The organism is Hominisplanchenecus sp., from assembly GCF_046967715.1.
Taxonomy (GTDB): domain Bacteria; phylum Bacillota; class Clostridia; order Lachnospirales; family Lachnospiraceae; genus Hominisplanchenecus; species Hominisplanchenecus faecis.
Map to the genome: position 1 here is coordinate 1 of NZ_JBKVNQ010000071.1, position 11,126 is coordinate 11,126.

Below are 11,126 nucleotides of genomic sequence, written 5' to 3' on the forward strand. Positions count from 1 at the left end.
TGCACCGTGGCTGAACCGGATGGGGGCGGATGTGACCACAGACGGCAGGGAAGCCGTGATCGAAGGAAAGGCACATCTGTCCGGACAGATGGTGAAAGCCCAGGAGCTGCGAGGCGGTGCGGCACTTGTGATCGCTGCTCTGATGGCACAGGGGATCACCCGCGTATACGGAAGTGCTTTTATCGAACGCGGATATGAAGATCTGGCAGGAGATTTAAGAAAGCTTGGAGCGGTTATTTCGAAGAAAAAAGCAGAAAGGTGAAACTGTGAAGAACAAAAAGAAGAACAGAAGAAAGCAAAGAAGAAAAGTGATCTTGATTCTGCTGGCCGTGCTGGTGCTTGGTCTGGTGGTGATTTTTGGGCTGTTTCGGGTGCGGAAACTGGTAATTTCAGGAAATAAGCAATATAAAGCGGAGGAGATACAGGAGGCCATCATGCAGGATGGTCTCTGCAAGAATTCGCTTTATCTGCTCTGGAAATTCAGCGATCAGGCAAAAGTAAAGGAGTCCATTCTGTTCCTGAACGGAGCAGAGGCAAAGCTGAGAACACCATTTGAAGTGCAGGTGACCGTAAAAGAAAAACAGCAGATCGGATATCTCCTGAATCAGGGAAGCTATATTTATTTCGATAAAGACGGCATGATCGTGGAGATCTCGGATCAGCCAAGCGAAGATGTTCCACTGATCACCGGGCTGGATGTTGAAAAAGCAGAACTATATGAAAAACTTCCGGTGAAGGATGAAGGAATGTACAATACGATCGTAACTCTGACCAAGACACTGAACAAAGACGGTCTGGTACCAAATGAGATCCGTTTTAATACAAGAGATACGATCACACTGGTGTTCGAGGATATCAAGGTCAACCTTGGAGATGATACGGATCTGGAGGACAAGATGTCGGCACTCAACTCCATATACGCACAGCTTGACGGCAGACATGGAACACTGTACATGGAATCCTACAGTGAAAACAGCGGACAGGTGACCTTTAAAAACGAGAGCGGCGGTACGGAAGATCTGGCCTCGACTGACGGAAGCAGCGAGTCTGAAACTTCCACGCAGGAAACACAGGAAGGCGGAGGCAGAATGTACTCAAAAACAGACGGTACTTTTTCGACCGATGCCAATGGAAACAAGACCTATACCGATGCTGCCGGAGTCACGACGACGCAGTGTGATGAGTATAATTATACCGATGAAAATGGCAATATTATTACCGATGGATACGGCTATATTGATCCATATACAGGTTCTTACATCAATTAGTGACACGGATGATGGGAATATTGCACAGTTTCGGCCGTGGTTCGATGGGCGAAACTAGCTTTTTAATAAGAAATTTTAAAATTGTCTTGATTATTTGGGCAAATAACTATATTATAGAAGAATAGAGATGCATATGCGAAGGAGGAAATACCCTTGTTAGAAATTATGACAAACGAAGCTGAGTCTGCGGCTAAGATCATCGTAATCGGTGTGGGCGGTGCAGGCAATAACGCTGTGAATAGAATGGTTGATGAAGCGATCGCAGGTGTAGAATTTATTGGTGTCAATACCGATAAGCAGGCACTGCAGCTTTGCAAAGCACCGAACACAATTCAGATCGGTGAAAAAGTAACAAAAGGACTTGGTGCAGGTGCACAGCCGGAGGTTGGCCGTCAGGCAGCCGAAGAAAGCTCCGAAGAGCTCAGACAGGCTATGCAGGGTGCAGACATGGTATTCGTTACCTGTGGTATGGGCGGCGGTACCGGAACAGGTGCTTCCCCGGTAGTTGCAGGTATTGCAAAAGAGATGGGCATCCTGACTGTCGGCGTTGTGACAAAACCTTTCCGTTTTGAAGCAAGAACCCGCATGAATAACGCACTTGCAGGTATTGAAAACCTCAAGAAAAATGTAGATACACTGATCGTAATTCCAAATGACAAGCTGCTTGAAATCGTAGACCGCCGTACCACGATGCCGGAAGCTCTCAAGAAAGCAGACGAAGTTCTGCAGCAGGCAGTACAGGGTATTACCGACCTGATTAACCTTCCGGCACTGATTAATCTGGATTTTGCCGATGTACAGACGGTTATGACAGACAAGGGTATCGCACATATCGGTATCGGACATGCAAAAGGAGACGACAAAGCACTCGAAGCAGTTAAACAGGCAGTGGCCAGCCCGCTTCTGGAGACTACGATCGAAGGTGCATCCCACGTTATCATCAATATTTCAGGAGATATTTCTCTTATGGATGCAAACGATGCAGCAAGCTATGTACAGGAGCTTGCCGGTGATGATGCAAACATTATCTTTGGTGCTATGTATGATGATACTTACACAGACGAAGCAAGCATCACCGTGATTGCTACCGGTCTGGATTCTTCTACCGCAACACAGCCGACAGTAAACAGCAGAAAAGTATCGCAGGACAGCCGCAATGAGCAGCCACAGTCCAGTCTTTTCCAGAGAACGATCGGAAGTGCTACGCAGGCCGGCAGACAGGCGGGCACAGCTCCGTCAAACGGAAAACTGCGCACACCTTCCAGTAATGTACAGGAAAGAGACATTCAGATTCCGGATTTCCTGAGAAGAAGATAATTTTTTTAAATCGATCAATAAGATTTTATATGCGAAAGCTTAAAAGACCGTTTCGAAATGGATTCCATTTGGAAACGGTCTTTTTGTGAGGTGCGCCTAGCGGCACACGTTTCTAACGGGTTAAAGTCCCGAATCCGCCCGGTAGTGGGAAGGATATAGCCGAAGGCAAGGGTGTCCATCGTGAGATGGAATCTGAAGGAAGCTGGATGTGAGGAACATACTAACTCATGGGCAAATCTCTGGTCTGACGAACAGAAATCTCATATAAGGTTATGCATGAGGATAAGGCTGCTTACCAAGTCGAAGTCCAATAACTACACGGAATCATGCATGATAAATGAGGCAGATGGATGGAGAGGAAGAAACGTGTGGTACCTAGGGAGGTCTGTGCGGTATGCCTTGAAAGAGGTAACCATTGCATAAAGCAATGCTGAACGCACAGAAGTCAGCAGAGGTCATAGTAGCCGAGAGGTGAAGGACCGAATCAGTAGGAGTCTTGAGTATGACCGAGAAAGGAGGAATGACCGTCTATGGCAGAAAACATTGAAAACAATGGCTGTTCGCAAAGAGATAATGCGGAACATGAAGGGTATGTGAAAGCGTCTAGGTCATTCAATCGGATATGGAAAGAAAGAGACAGTGCACAGCCGAGACTTTTGGAAGCGATACTGTATAAAGACAACTTTAACAGAGCGTATAAGAGAGTTAAGGCAAACAAGGGAGCGCCAGGAATTGATGGCATGACCATTGAGGAGGCTCTTCCATATCTAAAGGAACATCAACAAGAGATAACCGACCGCATTTATCGTGGAAAGTATACTCCGTCTCCAGTAAGACGAGTTGAGATTCCCAAACCAGATGGTGGTGTGCGAAAGCTTGGTATACCAACGGTGATAGACCGTACAATCCAACAGGCAATCACGCAAGAGTTAGTGCCAATCTATGAACCGCTGTTTGCAGATGGTAGCTTTGGCTATCGTCCGGGCAGAAGTGCGAAGGACGCAATACAAAAAGTGAAAGAGTATGCAGAACAAGGATACACATATGCAGTATCCTTAGATTTATCAAAATACTTCGACACACTGAACCATGAAATTCTCCTTAACTTACTCCGTAAGAATGTAAAGGACGAACGGGTGGTGCAGTTGATTAAGCGATATCTGAAAAGCGGGGTAATGGAGAACGGAGTAGTCATGGAAACAGAGGAAGGTTCGCCACAAGGAGGAAATCTATCCCCACTACTGGCGAATATCTATCTCAATGAGTTTGACCAGGAGTTTTTGAAGAGAGGAGTCCCATGCGTCAGATATGCAGATGACATCGTGCTCCTTGCGAAGAGCAAACGGGCATCGGAGAGACTTCTGGAAAGCAGTACGAAATACCTTGAAGAGAAACTGAAACTTACAGTCAACAGAAAGAAAAGCCGTACTGTCAGTGTGTTTGCAATCCGAAATTTTAAGTATCTAGGCTTTGCATTGGGAAGGAATGGAACGGGTATTTATGTTCGCGTTCATCCAAAGTCATGGAGAAAGTTTAAGTCGAGACTGAAAGAGTTGTCTTCCCGTAAACGATGTCAGTCAATCAAGCCAAGCCTTGAGAAAATCAAGATATATGCAAGAGGATGGCTGAACTATTACGGAATAGCAAGCATGAAGAACAACATCGAAGAGATCAACGGATGGCTCTACCACAGAATACGCATGTGTATATGGAAACAGTGGAAACTTCCAAAAACAAAGAAAAGAAATCTGATAAAGATGGGAGTACACGAATACTATGCGAATATGGCGGCAAACTGCCGAAGAGGACACTGGTATTGTGCGAATCTGACAACAGTTAAGAAAGCCATGACAAAAGAGAGACTGATAAACGGTGGCTTCTATGATTTAGCCACAGCCTATCAGTCTGTGCACGTCAACTATTGAAACCGCCGTGTACCGAACGGTACGCACGGTGGTGTGAGAGGACGGCGGTTAGTCACCGCCTCCTACTCGATTAAGTGATAAATAAAAGATAAAACGTGATTTACAGATCAGCCCTTGAAATAATGTTCTCTGATCGGCTCGATCGGCATTTCTTTTCCGGTCCAGAGGCGGAAGGCTTCGGCACCCTGGAAAAGCAGCATGTAAAGCCCGTTAAAGGTGGCACAGCCATTTGCGGAAGCCATCTGAAGCAGGCGTGTCTGCTTCGGATTGTAAATGATATCCGACACGATCAGTTTCGGACGAAGCATGGAAGCATCCGGGATCGGACAGGTATCTGCGTGCGGAGCCATGCCAAGGGAAGTGGCGTTGGTCAGGATCGTACTGGCTTCAAGTGCCTGCCGCAGGGATGCTTCATCAGCAAGATCCGATACTGCAGCTTTACAGGAAGTGTTAGCATTGATCGTGTCGGCAAGTTTTAGGGCACGTTCCCAGGAACGGCCTTTGCGGTTAAAAATATGCAGTGTGGATACACCGTCTAATGCAGCCTGTACGGCGATGGCAGTTGCTGCACCGCCGGCACCCAGAAGTGTCATTTCTTTGCCGATGATGTCGTGTCCGGCCTCTTTGACTGCCTGCATATAGCCGATGCCGTCGGTGTTGTGACCGACCAGTCTGCCGTTTTCATTGACAACCGTGTTGACAGCACCAATCATGCGGGCGGCATCCGAAAGATCATCGATCAGCTCACAGATTTTTGTCTTATCCGGCATGGTGCAGTTAAAACCGGCGATGTTCATACATCGCAGCCCCTTTACCGTATCTGCAAGGTTTGCTTCCGGCACATCGAAACAAAGATAGACATAATTAAGATCCAGCAGGCGAAAAGCTTCATTGTGCATCAGAGGAGAGATACTGTGGGAAACCGGGCTTCCGAGAAGCCCTGTCAGCTTTGTGTGCCCGTCAATCACAGGAAATGTATCGTTCATAAGATCACCTCGTAAGTTTTTGTATTTTTGCGATATCGTGATGCCCGCGAATGTTTCTGCTGCAAAATAACAAAACGTCAGATGCCGGCATCCCGTCAGTTTTATGATAATGACCGGGCGTGCATCTGTCAAGTGCTGGACTTTGCGGCGGAAGTATAGTATAATTACAGGAAAAAGCAGGAATGTATGGGAGGCACAGCAATATGGACAAAACAGTACAGGTCAGAAATCTCGTGATCGGAGAGGGAAGACCGAAAATCTGCATTCCGGTCATGGGCAGCACGACAGAAACATTAAAAGAAGCTGCCGGTCATGCAATGAAAAAACATCCGGATCTGATTGAATGGAGAGCGGATTATTTTGCGGATATCGAGAACGAAGAAGTACGCAGACAGGCATTTGATGAGCTGAGAGAGATTCTGGGAGAAGTACCGTTGCTGTTTACGATCCGTACAAGAAGAGAAGGCGGAGAGGCTGATCTTTCGGCAGACCAGTATCTCAAGGTTGTATCGGATGCGATCCGGGATGAAAAGGCAGATCTGGTGGACGTGGAAATCTCCCACGGCGATGACATAGCATTTATGCTGATCTCGCTTGCACATGAGTTTGGGATCAAGACCATAGCATCCAGCCATGATTTTTCACAGACACCGAAAAAGGAGCAGATCATCATGACACTTTGCAAGATGCAGGAATTAGAAGCCGATATCCCGAAGATGGCGGTGATGCCACAGAGAGAGAGAGATGTTCTGGTACTGCTCGATGCAACATTAAGTATGAAAGAGCTCCATGCCCAGACACCGGTCATCACGATGGCCATGGGAAGGAACGGTGTGGTATCAAGGCTGTCGGGAGAAGTATTCGGCTCTGCTGTGACATTTGGGACGGCAGGAGCACAGTCCGCACCGGGACAGATCGATGCGGAAGAATTAAGGAAGATTTTGGAACTTTTGGCCGTCGTCTGATGTCAACGAAAAAACAGAACACAAGATCGCAGTTTTGACAAAATATGCACCCCTTGTCACCTATAATGGTAAGTGCTTAAGCGGCACTCCATGTAGGAGGCAGGGGGTGTTTTGTGTACTATGAAGTTTATCTGGATTTTTATTTTTTAGAAAGTTTTTTAACGGATGTGGCTCTGCTTATCCTGGTAAAAACGGTGATGCGGGAAAAATGGAAGGCAAAACGTATTGCAGGCACAGCCGTGCTGGAAAGCATGTGGTCCTGTATCGAATTGCTGCTTCCCTTTCGGGGGAGTTTTACAGCGACCTTTTTCTGGATCGTTTCCGTTTTGCTTCTGGTAAGGGGAGGACTTGGAAAAAGAACGGCAAAAGAAGTGCTCTATGGTGCATTGTTGCTTGGAATTTCAAGCTTTTGCTTTGGCGGTGCACTGTATGTGGCAGAAACGTTCCGATATATTCCGGGAATTTTTGTGAAAATGGCGGTATTTCTGATCCTGTGGATGCTTTTGTATCTGTATACGGAAACCGACCAAAACAGACAGCGGATCTGCGAGGTCAGTCTCTGGCAGTGTGGGAAAAATAGAAAAGTGAAGGCACTTTACGATACGGGAAACCGCCTTCGAGAACCTTATAAAAAACGTCCGGTAAATATCATAGAGTACGAAGCGGCAAAAGAGCTGCTGGATGGAAAAGAAAATGTGTTTTTGATTCCATACCGTACCGTAAGCGGTTCAGGGGAAATGCTCAGAGGGATAGTTTTTGACAGAATGATTGTCAGCAAAGGAAGAAAAACAGAGATTTATGAACATCCGGTGATAGCCCTTACGGGGGAACGTGTGAGCAGTGATGGCAGTTATCAGATGATACTGCATCCAGATAACCGGAAAAATCAGGAGGAGAAGGATTATGTTTAAAATGGCGACCCCACAGAAATTTCAGTTTCGAATGACAAAAGGATGGCAGAATATATGGTTCCGCAGAACAAACGAAGTGCATTATATCGGAGGCAGTGATGTGCTGCCAGCACCACTTGAGGCACAGGAAGAGGCAAAAATGCTGGAAAACCTGGAAGGCGGAGAACATCAGGAAGAGGCCAGAAAACGGCTGATCGAGCACAATTTGAGACTGGTGGTTTACATAGCGAAAAAATTTGATAATACGGGCGTTGGAGTGGAAGATCTGATATCCATAGGAACGATCGGACTGATCAAGGCGATCAATACCTTTAACACCGGAAAAAATATCAAACTGGCGACGTACGCCTCAAGATGCATAGAAAATGAGATCCTGATGTATCTTCGCAGAAACAGCAAGACCAGAATGGAAGTCTCGATCGATGAGCCGCTGAATGTGGACTGGGACGGAAATGAATTGCTGCTGTCGGATATTTTGGGAACCGATGAGGATGTGATCTACCGCGATATGGAGACGGAAGTAGAATACAAACTGCTGTTTCGGGCAATCGCAAAACTTTCTGACAGGGAGCAGACGATCGTCAATCTTCGATATGGTCTGAACAGCTGCGACGGTAAAGAAAAGACGCAGAAAGAAGTGGCAGATATCCTCGGCATTTCGCAGTCTTATATTTCAAGACTGGAGAAAAAGATCATGAAACGTCTGAAAAGAGAAATGATACGCTACGAGCAGTGACAAAAAACTTGCTTTATAGAAAATGATAGACTATAATAAATTGCGGAATAACAGAAGAAAGTCGTAACTGTGAAGGTACTGAACAGATACGAAAAGTTTTGATGGAAACCACGGAAAGGAAATCAGATGAACGAGAATTTGCATATTCAGAGAGAAATGGATGATAAACCAGGCGAGGAATGTGGTGTATTCGGCATCTATGATTTTGACGGGAACGATATTGCACAGACCATATATTATGGTCTGTTTGCTTTACAGCACCGAGGACAGGAGAGCTGTGGTATCGCCGTCAGTGATACGGAAGGACCAAAAGGAAAAGTGGATTCCTGCAAGGGAATGGGACTTGTAAACGAAGTGTTTGATGCAGAAAAACTGGAGAATCTTCATGGAAACATCGGTGTCGGTCATGTGCGTTATTCTACGGCAGGAGCCAGCACAAGAGAGAATGCACAGCCTCTGGTACTGAATTATATCAAAGGCACGCTTGCACTTGCACACAATGGAAACCTGATCAATGCCCCACAGCTGCGGGAAGAGCTGGCATATGGCGGAGCGATTTTTCAGACGACCATTGACTCCGAGGTGATCGCATATCATATTGCGAGAGAACGTGTCAGAAGCAAGACGGCAGAAGAGGCAGTTGCCCGTGCCATGCAGAAAATCAAAGGAGCCTATTCTCTTGTGATCATGTCTCCGAGAAAACTGATGGGAGCAAGAGATCCGCAGGGGTTCCGCCCGCTGTGCATCGGCAAAAGGGGAAATGCCTATGTACTGGCGAGTGAAACCTGTGCACTGGATACGATTGGTGCCGAGTTTGTAAGGGATGTACTGCCGGGTGAGATCGTTACGATCACACAGGAAGGCATCAAATCTGACACACGTCTGTGCCAAAAGCAGCAGACGGCACACTGCGTTTTTGAGTACATTTACTTTGCAAGACCGGACAGCGTGATCGACGGTGTGAGTGTCTATCATTCCAGACTGATGGCAGGAAGATATCTGGCGATGGATTCACCGGTGGATGCAGATATCGTAGTCGGTGTCCCGGAATCCGGAAATGCAGCAGCACTTGGATATTCCCTTCAGTCCGGCATTCCATACGGTACTGCTTTTGTGAAAAACGGCTATGTCGGCCGTACCTTTATCAAACCGAAACAGAGCAGCCGTGAGTCCAGCGTCCGTGTGAAACTGAATGTACTGCGTGAAGCAGTAGAAGGCAAACGAGTGATTATGATCGATGATTCGATCGTCCGTGGAACAACCAGTGACCGCATTGTGCATATGCTGCGTGAGGCAGGAGCCAAAGAAGTGCATATGCGTGTCAGTTCACCGCCATTTTTATGGCCGTGCTACTTCGGTACCGATGTGCCTGCAAGAGAGCAGCTGATTGCATACAACCGTACCGTGGAGGAGATCAGACAGGTGATAGGAGCAGACAGTCTTGGATATCTGGACTGCAGTCGCCTGCGTCAAATGGCAGGAGACCTGCCGATCTGCACCGGATGTTTTACCGGAAACTATCCGCTGGATCCGCCGATGGAGGATATCAGAGGAGAATTCGAACAGTAGATACAGGAGGAAAATATGAGTACAGACAGATACGTAAGCCCATTATCAGAGCGTTATGCAAGCAAGGAAATGCAGTACATTTTTTCACCGGATATGAAATTCCGTACCTGGAGAAAACTCTGGATCGCACTTGCTGAGACAGAAAAAGAGCTTGGACTGAACATTACAGACGAGCAGATCGAGGAACTGAAAGCACATGCAGAGGACATCAATTATGATGTGGCAAAAGAAAGAGAACGTCTTGTCCGCCACGACGTTATGTCCCATGTGTATGCATATGGCGTACAGTGCCCGAAAGCAAAAGGCATCATCCATCTGGGAGCAACCTCCTGCTATGTTGGTGACAACACCGATATTATCGTGATGACAGAAGCACTGAAGCTGGTGAAAAAGAAACTGGTCAATGTATTGGCAGAGCTGGCAAAATTTGCAGATGAATACAAAAATCAGCCGACCCTGGCATTTACCCATTTTCAGCCGGCACAGCCGACAACCGTTGGAAAACGTGCAACGCTTTGGATGCAGGAGTTCTGTCTGGATCTCGAAGATCTGGACTATGTACTTGGAAGCATGAAACTGCTCGGTTCCAAGGGAACAACCGGGACACAGGCAAGCTTTTTGGAACTGTTTGACGGAGATCAGGAGACCATCGACAAGATCGATCCGATGATTGCAAAGAAGATGGGATTCAAAGAGTGCTATCCGGTATCCGGCCAGACCTACTCCAGAAAAGTCGATACCAGAGTGATCAATGTACTGGCAGGCATCGCTGCAAGTGCACACAAATTCTCCAACGATATCCGGCTGCTTCAGCATTTAAAAGAAGTAGAAGAACCGTTTGAAAAGACTCAGATTGGATCTTCCGCCATGGCTTACAAACGTAACCCGATGAGAAGTGAGCGTATCGCATCTCTTTCCCGTTATGTGATGGTAGATGCACTGAATCCGGCAATTACATCTGCGACTCAGTGGTTTGAGAGAACCCTGGATGATTCTGCAAACAAGAGACTTTCCGTTCCGGAAGGATTTCTGGCGATCGACGGTATCCTGGATCTGTGCCTGAACGTGGTAGACGGTCTGGTTGTATATCCGAAAGTCATCGAAAAACACATGATGGCAGAACTGCCGTTCATGGCAACTGAGAACATTATGATGGATGCTGTAAAGGCTGGCGGTGACCGTCAGGAACTGCATGAACGTATCCGTGTACTTTCCATGGAAGCAGGCAAACATGTCAAAGAAGAAGGGAAAGAAAACAACCTTCTGGAACTGATTGCAGCAGATCCGGCATTCAACATGACACTGGAAGAGCTGCAGAAGAGCATGGAGCCGTCCAGATATGTAGGACGTGCACCAAGACAGGTGGACAACTTCCTGAAAAACGTGGTGAATCCGATTCTGGAAGAGAACAAAGAACTGCTGGGCGTAAAAGCAGAGATTCTGGTTTAA

General features: G+C 46.8%; 9 protein-coding genes and 1 pseudogene. 9 read left to right on the forward strand and 1 reads right to left on the reverse strand.

The annotated features are described in order from the left end of the window. The 4 genes and pseudogenes from ACLTL4_RS09840 to ltrA all read left to right on the forward strand — a co-directional run. A pseudogene (locus ACLTL4_RS09840) lies at positions 1 to 262 on the forward strand (UDP-N-acetylglucosamine 1-carboxyvinyltransferase); the annotation flags it as partial. 4 nt (positions 263 to 266) lie between these two features. Next, positions 267 to 1,268, forward strand: a complete 1,002-nt coding sequence (locus ACLTL4_RS09845; RefSeq protein ID WP_173896288.1) for a cell division protein FtsQ/DivIB — start codon at positions 267 to 269, stop codon at positions 1,266 to 1,268. Between the two features lie 165 nt (positions 1,269 to 1,433). Continuing rightward, a complete protein-coding gene (gene ftsZ / locus ACLTL4_RS09850) occupies positions 1,434 to 2,585 on the forward strand; it encodes a cell division protein FtsZ (protein WP_147631320.1) in 1,152 nt (383 codons plus the stop codon). Positions 2,586 to 3,115: 530 nt separating this feature from the next. Further along, positions 3,116 to 4,510 (forward strand): group II intron reverse transcriptase/maturase, encoded by a 1,395-nt coding sequence (ltrA, locus tag ACLTL4_RS09855; protein WP_147632401.1) that lies wholly within the window; start codon positions 3,116 to 3,118, stop codon positions 4,508 to 4,510. 107 nt (positions 4,511 to 4,617) lie between these two features. On the opposite strand, the gene ACLTL4_RS09860 is transcribed toward ltrA, so the two are convergent. After that, entirely contained in the window at positions 4,618 to 5,496 is an 879-nt protein-coding gene (locus ACLTL4_RS09860) for a shikimate dehydrogenase (RefSeq protein ID WP_022117968.1), read from the reverse strand. Between the two features lie 203 nt (positions 5,497 to 5,699). On the opposite strand from ACLTL4_RS09860, the gene aroD reads away from it, so the two are divergent. From aroD to purB, 5 genes are all read left to right on the forward strand, one after another. Continuing rightward, positions 5,700 to 6,461, forward strand: coding sequence for a type I 3-dehydroquinate dehydratase (aroD, locus tag ACLTL4_RS09865; RefSeq protein WP_022117969.1), 762 nt, complete (start codon positions 5,700 to 5,702; stop codon positions 6,459 to 6,461). Between the two features lie 113 nt (positions 6,462 to 6,574). Next, a complete protein-coding gene (locus ACLTL4_RS09870; RefSeq protein WP_022117970.1) occupies positions 6,575 to 7,372 on the forward strand; it encodes a sigma-E processing peptidase SpoIIGA in 798 nt (265 codons plus the stop codon). Beyond that, positions 7,365 to 8,108, forward strand: coding sequence for an RNA polymerase sporulation sigma factor SigE (gene sigE, locus ACLTL4_RS09875; RefSeq protein ID WP_022117971.1), 744 nt, complete (start codon positions 7,365 to 7,367; stop codon positions 8,106 to 8,108). Before ACLTL4_RS09870 ends, sigE begins: the two co-directional genes overlap by 8 nt. A 126-nt stretch (positions 8,109 to 8,234) precedes the next feature. Beyond that, positions 8,235 to 9,677: an amidophosphoribosyltransferase gene (gene purF, locus ACLTL4_RS09880; RefSeq protein ID WP_215659185.1), complete on the forward strand. Its 1,443-nt coding sequence runs from the start codon at positions 8,235 to 8,237 to the stop codon at positions 9,675 to 9,677. Between the two features lie 15 nt (positions 9,678 to 9,692). Beyond that, a complete protein-coding gene (purB, locus tag ACLTL4_RS09885) occupies positions 9,693 to 11,126 on the forward strand; it encodes an adenylosuccinate lyase (protein ID WP_022117973.1) in 1,434 nt (477 codons plus the stop codon).